This is a genomic window from Hymenobacter sp. PAMC 26628 (genome assembly GCF_001562275.1).
Taxonomy (GTDB): domain Bacteria; phylum Bacteroidota; class Bacteroidia; order Cytophagales; family Hymenobacteraceae; genus Hymenobacter.
The window spans coordinates 1,249,131-1,271,214 of record NZ_CP014304.1; the positions used below are offsets into that span (position 1 = coordinate 1,249,131).

General features: G+C 65.8%; 16 protein-coding genes. 4 read left to right on the forward strand and 12 right to left on the reverse strand.

The genetic code is table 11. From position 1 onward, the window contains the following. The first annotated feature begins 74 nt into the window (after window positions 1-74). The 3 genes from AXW84_RS05790 (at window position 75) to AXW84_RS05800 (ending at window position 6,975) form a co-directional block, all read left to right on the forward strand. Window positions 75-3,215 carry an amidohydrolase family protein gene (locus AXW84_RS05790; protein ID WP_068229936.1) on the forward strand — a complete coding sequence of 1,047 codons (3,141 nt, stop codon included), beginning with the start codon at window positions 75-77 and terminating at the stop codon, window positions 3,213-3,215. 124 nt (window positions 3,216-3,339) lie between these two features. Next, window positions 3,340-4,644, forward strand: a complete 1,305-nt coding sequence (locus tag AXW84_RS05795; protein ID WP_068229939.1) for an amidohydrolase family protein — start codon at window positions 3,340-3,342, stop codon at window positions 4,642-4,644. Between the two features lie 303 nt (window positions 4,645-4,947). Continuing rightward, on the forward strand, window positions 4,948-6,975 hold the full coding sequence (locus AXW84_RS05800; protein ID WP_162268247.1) for an RICIN domain-containing protein: 2,028 nt from the start codon (window positions 4,948-4,950) through the stop codon (window positions 6,973-6,975). Between the two features lie 160 nt (window positions 6,976-7,135). Here the strand turns inward: AXW84_RS05800 and AXW84_RS05805 are convergent, their stop codons facing one another. The 12 genes from AXW84_RS05805 to AXW84_RS05860 form a co-directional block, all read right to left on the reverse strand. After that, window positions 7,136-9,202: an OmpA family protein gene (locus AXW84_RS05805; protein ID WP_082773724.1), complete on the reverse strand. Its 2,067-nt coding sequence runs from the start codon at window positions 9,200-9,202 to the stop codon at window positions 7,136-7,138. A gap of 34 nt (window positions 9,203-9,236) precedes the next feature. Then, complete coding sequence (locus tag AXW84_RS05810; protein WP_068229948.1) at window positions 9,237-10,340, reverse strand: tetratricopeptide repeat protein; 1,104 nt, start codon at window positions 10,338-10,340, stop codon at window positions 9,237-9,239. 104 nt (window positions 10,341-10,444) lie between these two features. Continuing rightward, window positions 10,445-11,551 carry a hypothetical protein gene (locus AXW84_RS05815; protein WP_071891037.1) on the reverse strand — a complete coding sequence of 369 codons (1,107 nt, stop codon included), beginning with the start codon at window positions 11,549-11,551 and terminating at the stop codon, window positions 10,445-10,447. Between the two features lie 254 nt (window positions 11,552-11,805). After that, the gene (locus tag AXW84_RS05820) at window positions 11,806-13,443 is read right to left on the reverse strand and encodes an NAD(P)-binding protein (RefSeq protein ID WP_068229950.1); all 1,638 of its coding nucleotides are present in this window, start codon (window positions 13,441-13,443) and stop codon (window positions 11,806-11,808) included. A gap of 237 nt (window positions 13,444-13,680) precedes the next feature. Continuing rightward, complete coding sequence (locus tag AXW84_RS05825; RefSeq protein ID WP_068229953.1) at window positions 13,681-14,424, reverse strand: MIP/aquaporin family protein; 744 nt, start codon at window positions 14,422-14,424, stop codon at window positions 13,681-13,683. After that, on the reverse strand, window positions 14,421-15,953 hold the full coding sequence (gene glpK / locus AXW84_RS05830; protein ID WP_068229956.1) for a glycerol kinase GlpK: 1,533 nt from the start codon (window positions 15,951-15,953) through the stop codon (window positions 14,421-14,423). The genes AXW84_RS05825 and glpK overlap by 4 nt, the downstream gene beginning before the upstream one ends. A gap of 99 nt (window positions 15,954-16,052) precedes the next feature. Beyond that, window positions 16,053-17,672: a glycerol-3-phosphate dehydrogenase/oxidase gene (locus AXW84_RS05835; protein WP_068229958.1), complete on the reverse strand. Its 1,620-nt coding sequence runs from the start codon at window positions 17,670-17,672 to the stop codon at window positions 16,053-16,055. A 186-nt stretch (window positions 17,673-17,858) separates the two neighbouring features. Further along, window positions 17,859-19,427: a polyamine aminopropyltransferase gene (locus AXW84_RS05840; protein WP_082773725.1), complete on the reverse strand. Its 1,569-nt coding sequence runs from the start codon at window positions 19,425-19,427 to the stop codon at window positions 17,859-17,861. Continuing rightward, window positions 19,420-19,635: a DUF350 domain-containing protein gene (locus AXW84_RS05845; RefSeq protein ID WP_068229961.1), complete on the reverse strand. Its 216-nt coding sequence runs from the start codon at window positions 19,633-19,635 to the stop codon at window positions 19,420-19,422. Before AXW84_RS05845 ends, AXW84_RS05840 begins: the two co-directional genes overlap by 8 nt. Before the next feature lie 10 nt (window positions 19,636-19,645). Continuing rightward, on the reverse strand, window positions 19,646-19,849 hold the full coding sequence (locus tag AXW84_RS05850; RefSeq protein ID WP_068229964.1) for a hypothetical protein: 204 nt from the start codon (window positions 19,847-19,849) through the stop codon (window positions 19,646-19,648). 10 nt (window positions 19,850-19,859) lie between these two features. Next, the gene (locus tag AXW84_RS05855; RefSeq protein ID WP_157886833.1) at window positions 19,860-20,960 is read right to left on the reverse strand and encodes a DUF4178 domain-containing protein; all 1,101 of its coding nucleotides are present in this window, start codon (window positions 20,958-20,960) and stop codon (window positions 19,860-19,862) included. A 203-nt stretch (window positions 20,961-21,163) separates the two neighbouring features. Then, the gene (locus tag AXW84_RS05860; protein WP_068229969.1) at window positions 21,164-21,520 is read right to left on the reverse strand and encodes an S-adenosylmethionine decarboxylase family protein; all 357 of its coding nucleotides are present in this window, start codon (window positions 21,518-21,520) and stop codon (window positions 21,164-21,166) included. A gap of 150 nt (window positions 21,521-21,670) precedes the next feature. Here AXW84_RS05860 and AXW84_RS05865 point away from each other — a divergent pair, with 150 nt between their 5' ends. After that, on the forward strand, window positions 21,671-22,084 hold the full coding sequence (locus tag AXW84_RS05865; RefSeq protein ID WP_157886834.1) for a hypothetical protein: 414 nt from the start codon (window positions 21,671-21,673) through the stop codon (window positions 22,082-22,084).

Genomic DNA, 22,084 nt, shown 5'->3' on the forward strand with positions numbered 1-22,084 from the left:
TACTTTTAGGCCGGGCCCAAGCGCGCACCGGGCCCCCGGGGCCCCCGTCGGGCGTTTTCCTTTTTCCGCACTGCATGAAAAAAACCACTACTTCCTTGCCCGTGCTGGCCGGGTTGCTGCTGGCCGGTGGCACCGCCCTGGCCCAGCCCAGCACCTATCCGCGCAACGGCGTGTACGACCAGCGCCCCGGCTTGTACGCCTTCACCCACGCCACGCTGTACGCCGACTACCAAACCCGCGTGGAGGACGCCACGCTCGTCATCCGCGACGGCAAAGTGGAGGCCGTGGGGCCCGGCGCGAAGGTGAAAATCCCGGCCGGGGCCGTGGTGCAAGACCTCAAGGGCAAGTTTGTGTACCCCGGCTTCGTGGATGTGTACACGGCCTACGGCGTGCCCGAAACTAAGGCCCCCGAGCGCCGCGGCCGCCGCGACGCGGGGCCCCAGTTCGACTCGCAAAAGGCCGGCGCCTACGACTGGAACCAGGCCGTGCACCCCGAAGTGAACGCCGCCGACCTGTTCAAAGTGAACGCCGAGGCGGCCGCCATCTACCGGGCCCTGGGCTTCGGGGCGGTGCTCACGCAGCAGGCCGACGGCATCATGCGCGGCACCGGGGCCCTGGTAAGCCTCAACACCGAACGCAAAGAGAACGAGGTGATTCTGCTCGACAAGGCCGCCGCGGCACTTTCGTTCGACAAGGGCAGCTCAACGCAGGATTACCCAGCCTCGCTGATGGGCAGCATCGCGCTGCTGCGCCAAACCTACCTCGACGCCGCCTGGAACAAGCGCAACCCGCGCCGCGAGCAAAACCTGTCGCTGCAAGCGCTGTCGCAGCAAAAAAGCCTGCCCGCCATCTTCCAGGTGCGGGATAAATTGTCGGCCGTCCGCGCCGATAAAGTAGGCGACGAAGCCGGCGTGCAGTACATCATCAAAGGGCGCGGCGACGAATACCAGCGCCTCGACGAGCTGAAGGCCACGGGCGCCACCTTCGTGGTGCCGCTCGATTTCCCCGAGGCCTACAACGTGGAGGACGTGTACGACGCCCGCCGCATCCCGCTCGAAGACCTGAAGCACTGGGAGTTGGCTCCCGCCAACGCCGCCCGCCTGGCCCAGGCCGGCGTGCCCTTCGCCCTCACCGCCGCCGACCTCAAGGACAAAAAGAAGTTCTTGCCCAACCTGCGCAAGGCCGGCCAGTACGGCCTGAGCGAAACTGCCGCCCTGCGCGCCCTCACCGACACGCCCGCCCGCTTGCTGCGCGCCCAGGACCAGGTGGGGGCCCTACGCCCGGGCCTGGTAGCCAACTTCGTGGTGTGCTCGGCCCACCTGCTGGCCGACGACAACGTGCTGCTCGACAACTGGGTGCAGGGCGAGCGGTACCAGCTCAGCACCGTGCCGGCCGACTACCGCGGCGTGTACACGCTGCAAATCGTTACCGTCGATAAAATTCTGAAAGACCAAGCCCGTATCAGCACGGACATGCGGATGCTTATTCAGGGCAAGCCCGAGGCGCCGGAACTGAAGGTGGTTCCCGCCGCCGGCGACACCATTCGGGCCACCCTGGCCGTGACCAGCGACTTGACTACCATCGTCTTCAACCCGAAGGACAAGATCGGCAAGGGCAAGAAGCCCAGCACCGCGCCCGGGGCCCCTGCGCCCGGCGAGGGCGCGACGCGCCTCAGCGGCTACTACGCGCAGGAGGGGCGCACCTTCCAGGGCGAGGGGCTGCTGGCCGACGGCACGCCGGTGAAGTGGACCGCCCGCCGCCAGGACGAGGCCACCCGCGCCGCCCGCCTCGACACGGCCAAGGCCAAGCCGGCGCCCGCGCTGGGGGGCCTAATGTACCCCTTCGCCGCTTACGGCCGCGCCGCCCTGCCGGCCCAAACCACCACGCTCATCAAAAACGCCACGGTGTGGACCAGCGACGCCGCCGGCAAGCTCGAAAATACCGACGTGCTGCTCGAAAACGGTAAAATCAGCCGCGTGGGCAAGAACTTGGCGCTGCCGAAAGGTGGCCGCAGCATCGACGGCACGGGCAAGCACCTGGCCCCGGGCATCATTGACGAGCACTCGCACCTGGCCATTTCGGAGGGTGTGAACGAGGGCACGCAGTCGGTGACGAGCGAGGTACGGATTGGGGACGTCATTGACCCCGAGGACGTGGGCATCTACCGCGACCTGGCGGGCGGCGTGGTGGCGGCCCAGCTGCTGCACGGCTCGGCTAACCCCATTGGCGGGCAGTCGGCGCTGATAAAAATGCGCTGGGGGGCCCCGGCCGAAGCCATGAAAATTGCGGGGGCCCCGGGCTTCATCAAGTTTGCGCTGGGCGAAAACGTGAAGCAGAGCAACTGGGGCGAGCAGAACGTGCTGCGCTTCCCGCAAACGCGCATGGGCACCGAGCAGGTGTTCATCGACGCCTTCACCCGGGCCAAGGAATACGAGAAGGAAATGCTGGCCTACAGCAAGTTATCCAAGAAAGCGCAGGCCACAGCCGAGGCCCCGCGCCGCGACCTGGAACTGGAGGCGCTGGTGGAAATATTGCACGACACGCGCCACATCACCTGCCACAGCTACGTGCAGTCGGAAATCAACATGCTGATGAACGTGGCCGACCGCATGAACTTCAAGGTCAACACCTTCACCCACATCCTGGAAGGCTACAAAGTGGCCGACAAGATGAAGGCCCGCGGCATAAACGCCAGCACGTTCTCGGACTGGTGGGCTTACAAGAACGAGGTGAAGGACGCCATTCCCTTCAACGCGGCCATCATGACGAAGGAGGGCCTGAACGTGGCCATCAACTCGGACGACGCCGAAATGAGCCGCCGCCTCAACCAAGAAGCCGCTAAATCGGTGAAGTACGGCGGCCTGAGCGAGGAGCAAGCCCTGCGCCTGGTCACCATCAACCCCGCCAAAATGCTGCACCTCGACCAGCACATGGGCTCCATCAAGGAGGGCAAGGACGCCGACGTGGTGCTCTGGACCGATAACCCGCTGAGCATTTATGCCAAAGCTGCCTACACCTTCGTGGATGGCCGCGAGCTGTTCAGCCTAGAAAGCGACCTGGCCCTGCGCGCCGACATCGCCCGCGAGCGGGAGCGCCTCGTGCAGCGCCTGCTGACCGAGAAGAAAGCCGGGGCCCCCACGCGCCCGCCCGTGGCCAAGGCCAACAGCGCCTGGCACTGCGACACCCTGGGCGAGGAAAAAGACTTGGCGGAATAAGCTTTAGCGTGGACCGCGGCTCTCGCTTCATTCTACCGATAATCGTTTGGTGACCGTTTAATCGCGCAGGAACGCAGATTTCGCGCTACGGCTTGCCCACTTAAATCCCTTAAAAATCAACGCCATGCGTTTCCAATTCACTTTCCTCCTAGCCTTGCTAGGGGCCCCGGCCCTGGCCCAGGTGCCCGCCCCGGCGGGGCCCCAGGCTAAACCCGTGCTCATCACCGGGGCCACGCTGCACGTTGGCAACGGCACGGTGGTGCCCAACGCCACCGTGGCCTTTGCCCAGGGCAAGCTGACCTACGCCGGTCCGGCCAGCGGATTCACGGCCGATAAGGGCGGCTACGAAACCGTGGACGCCACCGGCCAGGACCTGTACCCGGGCCTGATCTTGCCCAATACCACCCTGGGCCTCACCGATGTAGAATCCATCCGGGCCACCGTGGACGAGCAGGAAGTGGGCATCTTGAACCCCAACGTGCGCAGCCTCATTGCCTATAATACGGACTCCGATGTGCTGCCGACGCTGCGCGTGAACGGCGTGCTGCTGGCCCAGCCCACGCCCCGCGGCGGCCTGCTGACGGGCCAGAGCAGCGTAGTGCAACTCGACGCCTGGAACTGGCAGGACGCCGTGGTGCGCGCCGACGAAGGCCAGCACCTGAGCTGGCCCCAGCTCATCATCCGCACTAACCCCGCCGAGGACGCTGCTGCCCTGGAGCGCCGCCAGAAAGCCCGTGAAACGAACCTGCGCGACCTGGAGCAGCTGTTTGGTGAGGCCGCCGCTTACCGCCAGCTGCCCGCCGGCCGCCGCGAAAACCTGCGCCTGACGGCCCTGGCCGGCTTGTTCGACGGCAGCAAAACGCTGTATCTGCACGCCGACTACGGCAAGGAAATTATCGAGTCGGTGCGCTTCGCCAAGCGGCTGGGCGTGCAGAAGGTGGCCGTGGTGGGCGGGCGCGACGCCTGGATGGTGCTTGATTTCCTCAAGCAAAACGACGTGTCGGTGGTAGTGAGCCGCCTGCACGCGCTGCCCCGCCGCGACGCCGACGATTACGACCAACCCTACAAACTGCCCGCCCAGCTGCAAGCCGCGGGCATCCGCTACTGCCTCGATTACGAGGGCAGCCAGGAGGCCCCCGGTGGACGCAACCTGGCCTTCATCGCCGGCACGGCCGCCGCTTATGGCCTCACGAAAGAGCAGGCCTTAACGGCCGTGACGCTGGCCCCGGCCCAGCTCATGGGCATCGACAAGGCCTACGGCTCGCTCGAAGCCGGCAAGAGCGCCACGCTCGTACTCAGCAAAGGCGACCTGCTCGACATGCGCACCAACGACGTCACCTACGCCTTCATCGACGGCCGCCGCGTCAGCCTCGAAACCAAGCAGACGGCCCTTAATCGCAAGTTTTTGGGCAAATACGGCCTGAACTAAAATCTTGTTTGAATGAGTAAAAACGCTCATGCTGAGCGCAGTCGAAGCATCACTACCGCTAAGTAACTGATTTACTGCTGTGGGAGAGATGCTTCGACTGTGCACAGCATGACCGTTCTATTATTCAGATAGCCCCTAAACTGCAGTGTGGGCCCGTCTTGGGAGCAGTCGGCGCCGCGGCTTTTCTTCAAATTAAAACAGCCCTGTTCAAGCGAAATGCAGCCAAGCGGGCGTTTCAGTCGTTCATAGCGTCTTTTGCGCCTACTTTAACTAATGCGTGCGGCCCGGCCGTGCGCTCCTGCCATGCTTCGTTTGCTGCCGCTGCTGCTGTTGTTTTGTTCGCTGGGGACCCTGGCCCAGGGCTCCTTCCAACCCGACGAGCGGGCCTACTACGGCCTGATTGACCGGGGCAGCGGGCGCTGCCTCGACGTGGTGGGCGCCGGCACCAACGCCGGCGACGCGGCCGTGCAGTGGGAATTCACGCATTCCAACAGCCAGCAGTGGCGCTTCGTGCCGGTGGCGGCGGGCAGCGAATACTTCCGCATCGAGGCCAAGCACAGCACCTTGTGCCTGACGGTGCCCAAGCCCGGCGAGGCCGTGCCGCTGGTGCAGCAGCCGTTTCAGGGCGGGCTGGGGCAGCAGTGGCGGCTGGTTCCGGCGGGGCCCCTGGGCAACTTTTTGTTTGAAAACCGCTTGGAGGGCCGCGTGGCTGGCTTGGCCGCCGCCGACAAGTTCAACGGCACGCCCATGCAGGCCCAGAAGGCGAACGGCCGGGCCAGCCAACAGTGGCACCTGTTCAAACTGCGCCTGAACGTGGCCCCGGGCCCCGGTTTTGGGACCCGCGAGCCGCTCACGGCGCTTAACTCGGCGGGCAACGAAATCGGCCCGGTGCTGGCCCCCGACGGGCAAACGCTGTACTTCGGCCGTACCAAATTTGCGGGCAATACCGAGGGCAACACCGACACTGGCGACGCCTGGGCCGCCCAAAGCCCCAACAAGGGCAAGACCTGGGGCCCCCCGCAGCGCCTTGACGCCCTGAATACGACCCAAAACAACGGCGTGCTGGCCGTGGTGGGAACCCAGGGCCAGACGCTGCTCGTGCGCGGTACCTACAACCGCGAGGGCTTCCGCGACGAGGGTGTGAGCCGGGTGAGCCGCGTGGCTGCCGGCCCCCCCGGGGGCCCCGCCAAGGGCCTGCGCACGGAGGACGTGGACGTGGCCAACTACTACACCGCTGTGCCGGCCACAGGCTTTTTCATGACGGCCGACGAGAAAATCCTGCTACTTTCCCTGGAGCGCGGCGACTCGGAGGGCGGCAACGACCTCTACTTTAGCCGGCCCGCCGGCGCGGGCGGCTACTCAGCCCCCCAAAGCCTGGGCCCCGTGCTGAACTCGCCGGGCTTTGACTTCGCCCCATGGCTTACGCCAGACGGCAAAACGTTGTATTTCAGTTCGTACGGCCACATGGGCTACGGCGGAGCCGACGTGTTCGTGAGCCAGCGCCTCGACGACTCGTGGACGCGCTGGAGTGAGCCCCAGAACCTGGGCCCCGCCCTGAACGGCCTTGGCTTCGACGCCTACTTCAGCTTGGCCACCGACGGCGAAACGGCCTACTTCGCCTCGTCGGCCACGGCCAACGCCTCGGCCGACTTGTTTCGCGCCGGCCGCGCCGCCCCCGATACCGCCGTGGTGGCCGCCGGCCCCGCCCCGGTGTCGGAGGCCAACCGCGCTTTCGTGAGCGGGCGGGTGCTCGACGCCCGCAGCCGCCAGCCCGTGCCCGGGGCCACTGTGAAAGCTGTGCTGCTGCCCAATGCCCAGGGCGTGCAGTTCGAAGCCACGGCCCGCACCGACGCCGCAGGCAGCTTCGTGCTCTCGCTGCTGGCTGGTCGCTACCGGGTGGCCGGGGCCAGCGGCCTGCTTTCCAGCGTTGATACGGTGGCCTTCGCCGGCAACTCGGGCCGCGACTTGCTGCTGCGCCCCGCTGCTGCTGGCACCAAGGTCGACCTGCCCACCATCATCTTCGCCCAGGGTAAGGCCACGCTGCTGGGCCCCTCCTTCGCCGAACTTAACCGCTTAGCCATTGCCCTGCAGGCCGAACCCAAAACGGAAGTGCGCCTCGAAGGCCACACCGACAACGTGGGCCCCGCCGACAAAAACCAGCAGCTATCCGAAGACCGGGTGGCCGAGGTGAAGCGCTACCTCGTGAAGCGCGGCATCGACGAAAATCGCATCAGCACCGTGGGCTTCGGCGGGTCGCGCCCCCGCTTTGGCAACGACCGCGAAGAAACTCGCCGCCTCAACCGCCGCGTGGAATTGGTGATTGTGAAGTAGATAGCTAAGCACTTGCGCTTATTTAGGTAAATCGTTAGACCGTCATGCTGAACGCAGTGAAGCATCTCTACCGCTGAGTAACTGATTTACTGCTGCGGTAGAGATGCTTCGACTGCGCTCAGCATGACGGTCTAACGATTTACCTAATGCTGGGTGGGCCCTACTTGCCTGTCACCTTGAACTCGGTGCGGCGGTTGAGCTGGCGGCCGGCTTTGGTGGCGTTGGGGGCCACGGGACGGGTATCGCCGTAGCCGGCGGCGGCCAGGCGGGCGGCGGCCACGCCGTGCTGGGTGAGGTAGGTTACCACGGCCTGGGCGCGGCGCTGGCTCAGGTCCTGGTTGGCGGCGGGCTTGCCCACGTTGTCGGTGTGGCCGGCCATTTCGAGGCGCAGGGTGGGCTGCTCGGTGAGTAGCTTTTGCAGGCGCTCCAGTTCGGCGGTGCTTTCGGGGCGCAGAATGGCCTTACCGGTGTCGAAGAAGATGTTGTTGAGCACGATGACCACGCCCACTTCCAGTTTTTTCAGCGGCACGTCCTTGATGACTTCGGCGTAGGTAGCCTCGGCGGGCAGGTCGAAGTTCTCGGAATGGAACAGGTAGCCGTCCTGCCGCACCACGATGCCGTAGTTGGTGCCCGAGGGCAGGCTCACGAGGTACTTGCCCGAAGTGGCGTTGCTGTGGAAGGTGGCAATCACCTGGTTCAACTTATTGTCCACCAGGTCGATGATGGCTTCCAAGGGCTGGTGGGTAGCGTCGTCCGTCACGGTGCCCTTGAGGATGGTGACGCGGGCCGTGGCCACGGCCACCGGCGGCGCGAGCAGGGTTTGGGTTACCGGCGCGAGGCGCGAGGCCAGCAGCTGGCTTTCCTCGCTGAGCACGGGCGCCTTCTCGGGGCCCAAAAACGTGACGCGGTAGATGTCCTTGCCGCCCTGCCCGCCTGGCCGGTCCGACGAATAATATCCGTGCCGGCCCGAGGCCGAGGTCACAAAAAATACGTCGTCGTCGGGCGTGTTGATGGGCCAGCCCAGGTTTTCGGGCGTGCTCCACTGGCCGTTGGTCAGCGTCGACTTGAAAATGTCGTAGCCGCCCATCGAGTTGTGCCCTTCCGAGGAAAAGTACATCGTCCGGCCGTCGGGCATCATGAATACGCCTTCCTCGCCGTAGGGCGTGTTGATGGCCGCGCCCAGGTTTTCGGCGGGCCCCTTACCCTCCAGCTCAATCTTGTAGATGTCGCGCCCGCCGCGCCCGCCCTCGGGCTTGTCGCTCACAAAGTACAGGTAGCGCCCGTCGGGCGAGTACGACGCCGACGACTCGTGGTAGCGCGTGTTCACGCGGTTGCCCAGGTGCAGGGGCTTGCCCCAGGCGGCACCCCTGAGGTTCGATTCGTTGAGGTCGCCGCCGTTTTCGTCGGCGTACACCAGCAGGCGCTGGCCGTCGGGAGCCAGGGCCACGGTGGCGTCGTGGCCTTCGGTGTCCACCGGTGCCCCCAGGCTGGCGGCTGGGCGCCAGCGCGTGCCCTGCCAGGCGGTCTGGTAAATGTCTTCGTAATAGCTGTCGCCGTCGGGGTCCTGTTTGGCATTGGGGCCCCCGGGGCGGCGCGAGGTGAAAAGCAGCGTGGCCTCGTCGGCCGACACCACAGGGCCGTAGTCGGAAAAGGTCGAGTTCACCTCGGGCCCGGCGTTGTCGACGAATACGCGCACGGGATGCTGTTGCAGCTCCTGGCCGTTGCGGCACTCGCGCAGGCGGCGGGCCAGGTCGTCGGCCGTCACGGTGAGGGCCCCGTCGGCAGCGCGCTTGCCGCCGCCCATCGGCGTAGTGCGCTGGTACTCCTTGCTGGCCTCGGCCCACTTGGCGTTCAGGTGCAGGGCGCGAGCCAGCAGGTAATGCGTGCGCGAATCGTCGGCCGGGGCCAGGGCCTGGGCGTGCTGCAAGTAGGGCAGGGCCAGGGCTTTGGTGCCCGAATGCAAGTAGCAATCGCCAATCTTACCGTTGAGCGCCGCGTTGTCGGGGTTGAGCCGCTGGGCTTGCAGGAAGTGGGGCAGGGCCACGCCGTAGTTGGCTGGGTCGGCGGCGTAGGCATCGTCGCCGGCCCGCAATTCGCGCAGCGCGTCTTTCAGCGCGTCCTTGTTACTGCCAAATTTCTCCTTCGTAAACTCCATGCTCTGGGCGTGGGCTGCGGTGGCGGCCAAGCCACTCAGCAGCAGCACGGACCGGGTAAAAGCACGTATCATATAAAATTAGGAATAGGATTGCGAGGGCTGGCGGCTACTTGCCAGCCGGTACTTCGGCCGCGTTGCCGGCGCAGCCGGCGGCCGCGGCGTAGTCGTTGCCCACGGCCAGGCCCAGGGCGGCGGCCTGGTGCCAGTCCTGGCAGGCTTCGTCGGCCTGGCGCAGCATTTCGCGGGCGTGGCCGCGGTTGAGGTAGGCCTCGGCGTACTTGGGGTTGAGGCGCAGGGCCTCGGTGGCGTCGGCGTTGGCCTTGGCGTAGTGCTCCAGCTTCAGCTCGGCGGCGGCGCGGTTGTTCCAGGCGTAGGCGTACTTGGCGTCGAGGGCGATGGCGCGGTCAAAGTCGGCCAGGGCCCCGGCGTAGTCCTTGTTCTCGAACCGGGCGTTGCCGCGGTTGGTGAAGGCCAGCGGGTTGTCGGTCTTTTGGGCGAGGTAGGCGTCGTAGTCGCGCAGGGCCTCGGGCAGCTGGCCGGTGCGGCGCTCGGCGGCGGCGCGGTTCAGCAGGGCCGGCAGGAGGGTGGGCTGCAAGGCCAGGGCTTTGGTGTAATCCATTATGGCGGCGGGCCAGTTGGTCAGCTCCAGGTTGGCGCTGGCGCGGTCGTGGTAGGCGTAGGCGTAGGCGGGGTCGGCCTTCACGGCGCCGTCAAAATCGTCGCGGGCGGCCTGGTACTCGCCCTTCTCGAAGCGCAGCACGCCGCGGTTGTACCAGGCTGGGGCGTAGGCGGCATTGGCCTGGAGTGCCGCGCCGTAGTCGGCCTCGGCCGCGGGGCCCTCGCCGGCCGCCTCGTGGGCCTGGGCCCGGCCGAAGTAGTGGGCGTAGGCCCCCGGCTCCAGCTTCAGGGCCTGGTCGTAGTCGGCCACGGCGGCGGGGTAGTTCTTGAGAGCCACGCGCGTAGCGGCGCGGTTGGCGTAGGCGGGCGCAAAGTCGGGCTTGGCCGTCAGGGCCTGGTTGAAGCTGGCCAGCGCCGCCGAATAGTTCTGGGCCGAGTAATTGGCCAGGCCGGCGTTGTAAGCTTTTTCGGCCAGTTGCCGGCCGGGCAGCGTGCTGGCGCGCACGCTATCGACCTGGGCCCGGGCCGGGGCGGCGGCCAGCAGCGCCGCCGCGCCGAGGCCCCAAATGAGGAAGGTAGAATTGCGCGGCATAAAAAGCAGAGGATAAGTGGAAACTGACTGCTAGCGTTGCTGCGAAGGTAAGGGAGTTTTGTTAATTGTACATTTTAAATATTAATTGACTTTTTACAAGATTTTTATTGGTATTTAACTGATGCCACCCTGCCAGTGTGAGCTTCCGGGGCAATGCGGCCGCTGGCCCCGCGCCGCCAGATGAAGCCGTCGAGTACGTAGTGGGTGCTCTGGGGCAGGGCCAGCAGCGGCACTAGCCAGGCCAGCCACGCGGCGCGCGACACGTCGGGCAGCGCCTGAAACCAGCTGAACGCCGCCGCGTGCTCGCGCCACACCAGCCCGTCCCACAGTCCTTCTTCGAGGTAGGCGAACACCGCAATCAGCCCCAGGAACGCCAGCCAGCCGTACTTGCCCGCCCAGGGGCCCCGGCGCGGCACTGGGGCCCCCGGGGCCCCCGCCGGCCGCCCCTGCCACACCAGCGCCAGGTACGGCACCCCGTGCGACACCACGTTCAGTAGCGTAAAGGCCAGGTCGCCGTTGCACCACACGATGCCGGCGTACCACGAAACGGCGGTGCCCGCCAGTAGCAAATTGCGCGGCACGTTGAAGGCGCGGGTGCGGCGCCACCGCCACAGCTCGCGCCCCGCGTAGGCTGTTAATAGGGCCCCGTAAAGGGCCGTGGCCAGGTACCGCCCCAGGGGCCAGTTGCGCTGCACAAAGTCGCCGTCCACAAACCAGTTGAAGTTGCGCGGCGGCGACAAGTGCCAGTACACCAGCGGGTACAACGTGGCCGCGTAGATGCTAGCCGTGGCCAGCCACACACCCGGCGCGGGGCCCTCGCGCCGGGCGTACAGCCGCAAAAACCCGTACTGCTGCCGAATGAAGTGGAACACTGCCAGGTAGGCCAGCGCCCGCCAAAACCACAGCCCGCCCGCGCTGTGCAGCGCCACGCCCGCCGCGTAGCAGGCCAGCGGCGCCGCCCACAGCAGCGTGCGCCGTTCGCGCCGCCGCACGGGGTCGAAGTAGGTTTGGAAGAGCGTACCGTACACGTGCGCCACGTCGATGAGCAGCACCAGGCCCACCCAGGCCAGCAGCGGCAGCTCGCCGGTGGCGCGGTAGCGGGTGGGCAGCGCCAGCACCGCCAGCAGCGCCACAAACGGCGGCGCCAGAATCAGGGCCCCGTCGTAGCGGGCCGAGCGAATCCAGGGCTGGGAAGGAGCGGGGGCGTTCACGAAGAAAAATTGCGCAAAAATGGCCGCCCGTTCTGTAGCGCGAACTTTAGCTTCGCTGACCTTCGGTTGTAGTCCGCGACGCTGCCCAGTCGCTGCCCGTTCCGTAGCGTGGACTCTGCGAGTCCGCGCGGTTGAACGGTTGCTGCACGATTGCCAGCAGGACGAAGCGAAAACCGCGAACCACAACCGAAGGTCAGCGAAGCTAAAGTCCGCGCTACAGAACGGGCAGGACGAAGCGAGAGTCCACGCTACATTCAGGCGGCTCCTGCTATTTCCTGCGCGGCTCGGATGCCTTGGTAAAAGGCTTCCTCGAAAATAGAGATGCCGCTGAAATCGGTGTGGGCGAAGTAGATGCGGCCGCGCACCGGCCGCTGTGCGGCGGCCCGCCCGGGGCCCCACAGCAGGCCGGGCGTGGGCGCCACCATGCCGTGGCCCCACACCCAGAGGTCGGCCCGCTGGAGGTAGGGCGTCACGCCGGGGTGGTAGGTTTCGAGCTCGGCCACCACGCGCGGGAGCCATTGGGCATAAGTAGTTTGGTGAGCGCGGCGGCGGGCCAGGTCGGGCGCTTCGTCGGTGAGGGGCCAGTAGAGGGTGATGACTTTGGGCCCCCCGGTGTCCTGGGTCAGGTCCTGCTGGTTGGCGTTGATGTAGCCCAGCGAGGCGCTGCCGTAGCGCACGTTGTCCCAGCTCAGCGGGCGGCCGGGGCCCTGCGGCAGGCCGGCCACGGTGAGGTTGGCCACCAGCCAGGGCGCGTGGTGAAACGCCGCGGCCGGCGGCAGCGCGTGGCCCGGCACGGCCGCCAGCAGCCGGCGCGCCACGTGCGCCGGGGCGGCCAGCAGCACGCGCCGGGCCCGCACGCGGGTGCTTTGGCGAGCGGCGGTGTCGTAGGTGAGCACCTCGACGCCGGCCGCGGTTTCGCGCAGGCCGTAGGCCAGCGTGTTGGTTTGCAGCGGAGTAGGGGCCTGGCGGCGCAGGTGCTCGGCCAGGAAGTGGTTGCCCTCGGGCCAGGTCAGCACGTCGCCGCCGGTGGCGTTGTGGGCGCGGCCCTTGCGGCAGGCGAAGTAGTGCAGCCCGGCCCAGGCCGATACCTGCGCGGCCGGGGCCCCGTAGTCGTCGCGGCAGGCGTAGTTGAGGTACCAGCGCAGCGGCGCGGCCGAGTAACCCTCCTGGCTCAGGTAATCGGCGAAGGAAATCCGGTCAAGCTGCCGGTAGGTTTCGTCGGCCGACGACGCATCGAGCGGGATGCGGAAGGCGTCGCGGCCGTCGCGGCCCACGGCGGTTTTCAGGCGCTCGATCAGCTGGAAAAACCGGGCCGTCTGGGCCTGCTCGTCGGCCGAAAGGCCCACGGCCGGCACCAGCCCGTCCTGCCAGTGCCCGCTGATGCTGAGGCGCTCGTCGGGGGCGGCGCAGAGGTGATAGTCGCTGTAAATGGGCAGCCCATCGGGCGCGTAGCCGGTCAGCGTGCCGGTTTCCTGCAAGAAATCGAGCAGCTCGCGGTTGCGCACATCGGGCACGGGCAGGTAGTGGGCCCCCCAGGGGTAGGCCGAAACGGGGTTGTGGCCGGCCGCCGCGTTGCCGCCGGCGTGGCCGTCCAGCTCCACCAACAGCGTGTCCGTCAGGCCCTGGCGGTGCAGCCAGCGCCGCGCCGAGAGCCCCGCCACGCCCCCGCCGACGATGAGTACGTCGGCATCGACGGTGCGCGTGGGGGCCGGAATCTTGCCGGGGTCGCGCAGCAGGTGGCCGGCCGCCGCGTTGGGCCCCAGCAGCTGGCCCTGGATGTGCGCCAGGCTGGCCGCAGCGGGCGCGCAGCCCGGCAGCAGGGGCCCCGCCAGCGCGACCCCCGACAGCGCCGCCCCGCCCCGCACCAAAAACGAACGCCGGCTAAAGTCCATCGGGGCAGAAAAGGGGCGCTTCACGTGGCATAGGTAATATTCGTTGCCAAATTAGAAGCCGCACAAAAAAGAACGTCATGCAGAGCGCAGCGAAGCATCTTTTCGGCGCCAGTAATCAGGATTAGTTACGCGAGAAAGATGCTTCGCTGCGCTCTGCATGACGTTCTATCCTTTTTTCTAATTCAGGAACAACCTCAATGTTCACTGCCGCCCTCGCCAGCAACAGGGGCCCGCAAACTAACAACGGAGCGGCCCTGTACCTGCCCCGCGGCTAACCCAGGCCAGCCACAGGAAGAGGCCCGCCGCCAGCGCCGCGCCAGCCAGGGGCCCCAGCACCGGAATCCAGGCGTAGGACCATTCGCTGGGCCCCTTTCCGCGCAGCGGCAGCAGGGCGTGCACCAGGCGCGGGGCCAGGTCGCGGGCGGGGTTGATGGCGTAGCCGGTGGTGCCGCCCAGCCCCAGCCCGACGACCCACACCAGCAGCGCCACCGGTAGCGCGCCCACCGAGCCCAGCCCAATGGCCGCGTGCGTGCCCGTGACCTCGGCCCCGGTGATGTACAAAATGGTGAAAACCAGCACCAGCGTGCCCGCCACTTCGCTGGCAAAATTGAGCGGGTGGTTGCGGATGGCCGGCCCGGTGCAGAACACGGCCAGCTTCAGCCCCGGCTCCGGGGTGCGGTCGAAGTGGTCTTTGTAGAGCGCCCACACCAGCAGCTGCGCCAGCACGTAGGGCCCCACCAGGGCCCAGGCGAACTTGCCAGCCAAAGCCAGGCCCAGCGTTACGGCCGGGTTGAGGTGCGCGCCGCTCACCGGCCCGGCTATTACCACCCCCACGTACACGGCCAGGGCCCAGGCCGTGGTGATGACCATCCAGCCGCCGTTGTGGCCTTTGGTGTCGGCCAGCACCACGTTGGCCACCACGCCGTTGCCTAGCACAATGAGCACCGCGGTGCCGATGAATTCCGCCGCGAAAGGACTCATGCGGCGGCCGTTTTTTCGGTGGGAGCTGCTGCCCGGGGGCCCTGGGCCCACACGCGCAGGGCGTGCACGGCGCGGTGCCATTCGGCAATGCCGGCGTCCAGGCTGGCGCGGTTGGCCGTGGGCGTGTAGGTGCTGTCGGCCTGCGCCAGGGCTCGGATTTCGGATACGTTCTGCCAATAACCCACCGCTAGGCCGGCGAGGTAGGCGGCGCCAAGGGCGGTGGCTTCGGCCATCTTGGGTCGCACCACTTTGGCGTTCAGCAGGTCGGCCTGGAATTGCATCAGCAGCTCGTTCACCGTGGCCCCGCCGTCTACGCGCAGCTCGGCAATGGTCAGGCCCGCGTCGGCTTCCATCGCCCGGAGCACGTCCATGGTCTGGTAGGCAATGGCCTCCAAGGCGGCGCGGGCAATGTGGGCGGCCTTCGTGGCCCGCGACACGCCGAAGAGAGTGCCCCGCGCGTAGGGGTCCCAGTACGGGGCCCCCAGCCCGGCGAAGGCCGGCACGAAGTACACGCCGTCGGTGCTGCTGACTTGCTGGGCCAGTTGCTCGATTTCGGCCGATGTCTTGACCAGGCCCAGGTTGTCGCGCAGCCACTGCACCACCGCGCCGGCAATGAAAATGCTGCCTTCCAGGGCGTAGCACACCTGCCCGTCAATTTGCCAGGCAATGGTGGTCAGCAGGTTGTGCTGCGAGGCCCGGGGCGTGGCGCCGATGTTCATCAGCAGGAAGCAGCCGGTGCCGTAGGTGCTCTTCACCATGCCCGGCGCGGTGCACTGCTGCCCAAACAGGGCCGCCTGCTGGTCGCCGGCGATGCCGGCAATCGGGATTTTGCTGGCGAAGAGCGTGGTTTTGGTCGTGCCGTACACCGCGCTCGACGGCCGCACCACGGGCAGCATAGCCCCCGGAATGTCGAACAGGGCCAGCAATTCGTCGTCCCAGGCCAGGGTGTGAATGTTGAACAGCATCGTGCGCGAGGCGTTCGACATGTCCGTCACGTGCAGCTCGCCCTGCGTGAAGTTCCACACCAGCCAGCTGTCCACGGTGCCGAAGGCCAGCTCGCCGGCCGCGGCCTGCTGGCGGGCCCCCTGCACGTGGTCCAAAATCCAGCGCACCTTGCTGGCTGAGAAATAGGCGTCGAGCACCAGGCCCGTCTTGCTGCGGATCAGGTTCTCGTGCCCGTCGGCGCGCAGCTGGTCGCAGTATTCGGCCGTGCGCCGGTCTTGCCACACAATAGCGTTGTAGACCGGCTTGCCGGTTTTGCGGTTCCACACCACCACGGTTTCGCGCTGGTTGGTGATGCCGATGGCCGCGATGCTCTTGCCGTTCTGGCCGGCCTTCACCGTGGCTTCGGCCGCCACCCCCGCCTGCGTCGACCAGATTTCCAGCGGGTCGTGCTCCACCCAGCCCGGCTTCGGGAAGATCTGGGTGAACTCCTTCTGCGCCTGCGCCACGATGTGCCCCTTTTGGTCGAACAAAATGGCGCGGGAACTGGTCGTGCCCTGGTCGAGGGCGAGGATGTATTGCTGCATGGGCGGCCGGGAGTGGGTGGGAGAATCAGAAGGCAATTAACTTGGAATCAGCAAAAGAAGCACGCGCCGCACGCCGCTGGGGCCCTATGTGCGGACCGTTCACGCCGGCGTGGCCAGCGGTGCGGGCCGCGCTTGCAGCAAATAATGCCGGGCCACGTCGGCAAACGCCGCTACCTGCTGCCGCTGCCAGGCGGGGCCGTGGCCCAGCTCCTGGGCCAGCAGCGCGGCCACCGCGGGGGCCATGCGGAGGGCAGCCGCCGCGTCCAAAAACAGTACCCGCACCCGGCGGGCCAGCACGTCTTCCACGGTGCGGGCCATTTCGCAGCGCGCCGCCCACACCACTTCGGCTTTTAGGAATTCGAGCGTGTCGTCCAGCTTTTCGCCCAGCGCTGGGTCGTGCGCAATGAGGGCGCGCAGGGCCGGCTGGTCGCTGCCGTACACGTAAAGGTGGCTGCTGCGGTCGGGGGTGGGCAGGGCCCCGTGAATGGCGAGGTGGGCGGTTTGGCTGGCCGCCGCTGGCAGTTTGCCCAAGGCAATGGCCTTGTCCACCGTGTCTTGGCCCATGCGGCGGTAAGTCGTCCACTTGCCGCCCGTGATGGTAATCAGGCCCGCCGCTGACACCAGGATTTTGTGGCTGCGCGAGATTTCCTTGGTCTTCGCCGAGCCGTTTTGCGGCGCTGCCAGCGGCCGCAGGCCCGCAAATACGCTCAGCGCGTCGCGGCGCGTAGGGGCCCGGGCGAGGTAGTGCGCGGCCGTGCGCAGGATGAAGTCAATTTCCGCTTCCAGGGCCTGGGGCTCGGCGCTGTAATCGTCCAGCGGCGTGTCGGTGGTGCCCAGCACCACGCGTCCGTGCCAGGGCACGGCGAAGAGCACGCGCCCATCGTCGGTTTTCGGAATCATCAGCGCGTCGTCGCCCGGCAAAAACGACTTGTCGAGCACGAGGTGCACGCCCTGGCTGGGCCGCACCAGCTTGGGGGCCCCGGGCGTATCCATTTGCAGCACTTCGTCCACGAAAATGCCGGTGGCATTCACCACCGCCCGGGCGTGCAGCCCGTATGGGCGGCCGGTTTCGTGGTCGGTGGCGCGCACGCCCGTCAGGTTGCCGCGGGCGTCTTTCAGCAAGCCGTGCACGCCGAAGTGGTTGAGCAAGGTGCCGCCCAGCTCCACGGCCGTTTGGGCCAGGTTGATGGCCAGGCGGGCGTCGTCGAACTGCCCGTCGTGGTACAGCACGCCGCCCCGCAGCCCGATGGGTTGCAGGTTGCCGAGCCGCCGCAGCGTCTCGGCTTTGCTCAGGTGCACCGAGGGCCCCAGGCTGCGCTTGCCAGCCAGCCAATCGTACAGCGTCAGCCCAATTATGTAGAAAGCGCCGCCCCACCACTCGTAATTTGGGATAATGAAAGCCTGATTTTTGACGAGGTGGGGCGCGTTTTTCAGGAGCAGGCCCCGCTCGTATAATGCTTCCCGCACCAGGCCAATGTCGCCCTGGGCCAGGTAGCGCACGCCGCCGTGCACCAGCTTGGTGCTGCGGCTTGAAGTGCCCTTGGCGTAGTCGTCCTGCTCCAGCAGCAGGGTTTTGTAGCCCCGGCTGAGGCCGTCCAGGGCCACGCCCAGGCCCGTGGCCCCGCCGCCAATCACAATCAAATCCCAGACCGGCTGCGCGGCTAACTGGGCCACGAGCGTCGCCCGCGCAAAGTCCGCCGCCTTCGTTTTGCTTTCCATGTGCTTGCCAACAACCCTTTAAAATATTTGAGATTAACAAAAACGGTCATGCTGAGCGCAGCCGAAGCATCTCTACCGCAGCAGTAATTCTAATTAGTTGAGCAGTTGAGATGCTTCGGCTGCGCTCAGCATGACGGCCGGAAAAGAATTTCAATAACTCAAACAACCTCCAGCCCGCGCCGCTCCTTAGTGCACGTAGGGCCCCCAGTCTTCCTCGAAGTAGCGCACCAACGCCTGGTTGTTCAGCTGGTTAACCTCCGTGGGTACTTCGGCCATGTCGGGCGGGAAGCGCAGCATGTCGTGGATAGTGCCGGCCGTGACGTAGCGCAGGCCCGCCGGCAGGGGCCCCGCGTCGCCGCGCCACTGGGCGTCGGGGCCCGCCAGCACGTAGCCCCACTCGCCAAACGAGGGCACATAGAGGTGGTACGGAACCACGTGCAGGCCAGCGGCTTGCAGCGTGTGCGCCACGCACCAAAACGACTGCCGCGCCAGGTACGGCGAGGTGCTTTGCACCACCAGCCGCCCGCCGGCAGCCAGCCGCTTGGTCAGGGCCGAGTAGAAGGCGGCCGAGTACAGCTTGCCGATGGAGTAGTTCGAGGGGTCGGGGAAATCGACGATAACGGCGTCGTAGCGCGCGGTGTCGGCCCGCACCCACCGGTAGGCGTCGGCGCTGATAACCTGTACTTTGGGATCGTTCAGGGCCCCCTTGTTCAGGGCCAGCAGCAGGGGGCTGTGGCGAAACAGCTGCGTCATGCCCGGGTCTAGGTCCACCAGGCGGATGTTTTGCAACTGCTTGTACTTCAGTAGCTCGCGCACGGCCAGGCCGTCGCCGCCGCCCAGCACCAGCACGCGGCGGGCGCGGGGCAGGGCCTGCATCAGCGGGTGCACCAGGGCCTCGTGGTAGCGGTATTCGTCGAGCGAGCTGAACTGGAGGTTACCGTTGAGGAACAGGCGCAGCTCGCGCGGGTTGCGGGTGAGGACGATGCGCTGGTAAGGCGTTGATTTCGAGTAAATCACCTGGTCCTGAAACGCCAGGGTTTCGGTGTGGGCCAGCAGGTCGTTGGCGAAGTAAAACAGCGTGCCCAGCCCCGCCAACGCCGCCGCGATGCCCCCGGCAAACCGCCGCCGGTACGGCCGCGTTTCCGCGAAGCGGGCCAGCACCACGCTGGCCACCACCAGGTTGAGGGCCCCGAACAGAAGCGAGGTGCGAATCAGCCCCAGGTGCGGCACCAGCACCAGTGGGAAGATGAGCGAGGCCAACAGGGCCCCCACGTAATCGAAGGTGAACACCCGCGCCACCAGGTCTTTAAACGGAAACCGGTGCTCCAGAATGCGCATCAGCAGCGGGATTTCCAGGCCCACCAGCACGCCCGTGAGGCCCACCAGCGCGTAGAGCAGCAGCCGAAACGAGGTGACGTACTCGAACAGCAAAAACAGCAGCGGCGCCATGCACCCGCCCACCAGGCCCACCAAGATTTCGAGCCGGATGAACCACTTCAGCAGGGGCCCGTCGAGGAACTTCGACAGCCACGAGCCGATGCCCATCGCAAACAGGTAGGCCCCGATGATGGTCGAAAACTGCGTCACCGAATCGCCGAGCAGGTACGAGGCCAGCGTGCCGGCAATCAGCTCGTAAATCAGCCCGCAGGTGGCAATCACGGCCACCGCCACCAGCAGCAGGCCGGGCAGGCGGGCGTCAGCCGCCGGGGCCCCCGGGGCGGCCACAGGCGCGGGCTCGTCCAGCAGCTCAGCCATGCACGGCGCCGCTGATGATGAGGGCCACCGACAGCATAAACGCCGCGCCCAGAATGGCCAGCGCCGTGTTTTGGTCTTCCAGAATTTCCTTGCGCAGGGTACCCGGCGTCAGCTTGTCGAACAGGAAAAAGCTGATGACCAGAATGACGATGCCCACCACCGAATAAACGATGGACGCCAGCAGCGGGTGGTATTGGAGAAGGTTCATGGCCAAAGGATTACTTGTGGAAATACAGGCCGTGGCCCGCCGACCCGTGACTGCCGCGAGTGCCCGGGGCCCCCAGGGTTTCGGTGCTCTCGTTGTCGTCGCCGAGCAGGCGCGTGCCGGTGGCGGTGCCCCAGGCAAACCAGCCCAGCGGCAAAAGCAGCAGCAGCGCGTAGTAGCGCACGGGGCGCAGGAAGTTCAGGAAATCATTTAGCATGGGTACAGCATTATTCTGTTCCTGTTTCTACTGCGTAAGGGTTGTAATCACTCTCGTTCCAGCGCTCGGTTTCAAAATTTGCCCCACGGAATCCTATCCACGCAGGGTAAATAAGTACTAGCAGCAGCACAATAAAAAAATTGGACGGCAGCGTCCGGTCCGTCCGAACAGCCACTGAAATTGTAGGGGCGGTACCGGTTTCGGTAAAGGGATACAGGTTGAGGTGATAACGCCCAGCCGGCACCCGCGATAGTAGCGCGCTGGCGTCGCGCTCCCCTTCGCTCCAGCTTTCGCCGTCTTCCACGCCGTTGTAAAACTCGATATTTTTGGTAAACTCAAAACCCTGGCCGGTTCGCTCGTTCACCAAGCTCACGGGCAACTCCAGCCATTGGTTGGTTAGCGAAGCGGTCAGGTCAACCTCCACGGCAGAGGGGTAATCAAGCATAAACGAGGGTGACACGATGACTTTATTCGTGCCCACTGCCGCGGCTGGATCAGCTTCTACCGCTAAGTTCGTATTCAACAAAACAGTGCTTGGCTGCACCGCTAACCCAATTTGCGCCAACACGAGTAACCCCACTACCCACAGCGTGAGGTGCCATAGGGCAGGCAATGTGTGTCGCGTTGGGTTGGGCTGCACTGCGCCTATGCCCTGAGGTTCGGGCATCGTGAATTCGCCCCTGCCAAAAGCCGCCGCCACGTCGGCTGGCTCAACATGCTCGGCGCGGTGCCAACTCACCTGCTTGCCTAATTGCTCTTTTACCAGCATTAGAGGAGGATTGATCAACTCGCTCACGATCAGGTAGTCATCGCCTTCAATGTCCCAATCAAATTCGCCTTCGGCAAAGCACACCCGGGCTTGATAGCGGTTGTAAAGCCGAAATTTGGCCAGCTGGAAATCCGTTTCGCCGTCGTGGGCCCATTCCTTGTCTTGAGCGGCCCAAATCACCATCCAGTGCCCATGGTACTGCGCAAGCTGCACGTAGTCGCCGGTGGCGGGCCGAAATAGCTGGTACTCCGTCCATTCATATTGCGGGTTTTGAGCTTCGGCGCGGCGCACGTAGCCCACCACCCGGCAAGCGTGCCCGGCCAGCACGCCCGGCGTACCCACGGGTAGTACCCCCAGGTCCGTAGGCACCTTTTTGTAGTTGCCAAATATCTTGGGGGGGCCCTCGCCGCGGTACTGGAAGTAGCTGTGGCAGTGCGGGCAGGCGTAGTATTCGCTGCCCGCCACGTCATAGTAGGTGATGCTCTGCTGGCAGTCGGGGCACGCAAGCTGGGCGGACGGCGCGGCACTGGGTTGGGCGGGCTCGCTCATCGGCACACCTCGGTTTTGGCCTGCTCAGTGCCTTCGAAAAAGGCCAGCGTGGCTGCATAAATTCCCCGCACCGTGGCCGAGTTGTCGCGCCGGAAATTCGATAGAAACACGTCGAACGTAGCCAGGCCGTGCTCGGGCCAGGTGTGCAGGCTCAGGTGCGATTCGGTGAGGGCCAGCACCGCCGTAAAGCCGCCATCGGCGGGGAAGGCGTAGTAGGTTTCGCCCACCTTCTCCAGCCCAAAGCGCCGGATCTGCTCGTCGAAAAACGCGCGGCAGGCCACAGCATCGCGCAGGGCCGGGGCGGGGGCCCCGAAGGTGGCCAAAATGTGCAGGCCGGGCAGGTAGGCAGGCATGGGCAACGGAAAGCGGGGTTGTGGCCCGCAAGATAGCGGCGGCCGCGGTGCTTCATGCGGGTAGCATTTGGTAATGCGCCGCGGCTGCCCCTATCTTTAACCCATTCCACGTTATATTACATTGTAAGCCTCCGCTTTATGGTTTCGTTAATGCTTGATCAAGAAATATTATCATTCACTAGCGCCGCGGGCCAGCTCTATTATCATTCCGCGGGCCACGTGCGTTTGGCGTGGGGCCCCGGCCGTGTGCCACTCGACGAAGTGCAGGCGTACTACGAAAAGGCGCTGGCCGTGCTGCTTACCACCGGCGCCCGCAAAATTCTGTCCGACCACGGGCAGCGTGCCCCCTTGCTGCCCGCGGCTCAGCAGTGGCTCACCCAAAACTGGATTCCGCGGGCTATAGGGCAGGCCTGTACCCGCCACTGCGCCATCGTAGAAGGCGCCGACCCCGTACACCGTCTGTCTACCGAATCGGTAGTGACCTCAGCCCCTAAAGATTTTGTATTCAAGCGCTTTTTTAACGCAGCGACGGCCGAAACCTGGCTGGTGAGCCTATCGCTCTAA

Coding starts and splice junctions, on each gene's coding strand:
- AXW84_RS05790 (WP_068229936.1), top strand. CDS start 75: ATGAAAAAAACCACTACTTCCTTGCCCGTGCTGGCCGGGTTGCTGCTG.
- AXW84_RS05795 (WP_068229939.1), top strand. CDS start 3,340: ATGCGTTTCCAATTCACTTTCCTCCTAGCCTTGCTAGGGGCCCCGGCC.
- AXW84_RS05800 (WP_162268247.1), top strand. CDS start 4,948: ATGCTTCGTTTGCTGCCGCTGCTGCTGTTGTTTTGTTCGCTGGGGACC.
- AXW84_RS05805 (WP_082773724.1), bottom strand. CDS start 9,202: ATGATACGTGCTTTTACCCGGTCCGTGCTGCTGCTGAGTGGCTTGGCC.
- AXW84_RS05810 (WP_068229948.1), bottom strand. CDS start 10,340: ATGCCGCGCAATTCTACCTTCCTCATTTGGGGCCTCGGCGCGGCGGCG.
- AXW84_RS05820 (WP_068229950.1), bottom strand. CDS start 13,443: ATGGACTTTAGCCGGCGTTCGTTTTTGGTGCGGGGCGGGGCGGCGCTG.
- AXW84_RS05825 (WP_068229953.1), bottom strand. CDS start 14,424: ATGAGTCCTTTCGCGGCGGAATTCATCGGCACCGCGGTGCTCATTGTG.
- glpK (WP_068229956.1), bottom strand. CDS start 15,953: ATGCAGCAATACATCCTCGCCCTCGACCAGGGCACGACCAGTTCCCGC.
- AXW84_RS05835 (WP_068229958.1), bottom strand. CDS start 17,672: ATGGAAAGCAAAACGAAGGCGGCGGACTTTGCGCGGGCGACGCTCGTG.
- AXW84_RS05840 (WP_082773725.1), bottom strand. CDS start 19,427: ATGGCTGAGCTGCTGGACGAGCCCGCGCCTGTGGCCGCCCCGGGGGCC.
- AXW84_RS05845 (WP_068229961.1), bottom strand. CDS start 19,635: ATGAACCTTCTCCAATACCACCCGCTGCTGGCGTCCATCGTTTATTCG.
- AXW84_RS05850 (WP_068229964.1), bottom strand. CDS start 19,849: ATGCTAAATGATTTCCTGAACTTCCTGCGCCCCGTGCGCTACTACGCG.
- AXW84_RS05860 (WP_068229969.1), bottom strand. CDS start 21,520: ATGCCTGCCTACCTGCCCGGCCTGCACATTTTGGCCACCTTCGGGGCC.
- AXW84_RS05865 (WP_157886834.1), top strand. CDS start 21,671: ATGCTTGATCAAGAAATATTATCATTCACTAGCGCCGCGGGCCAGCTC.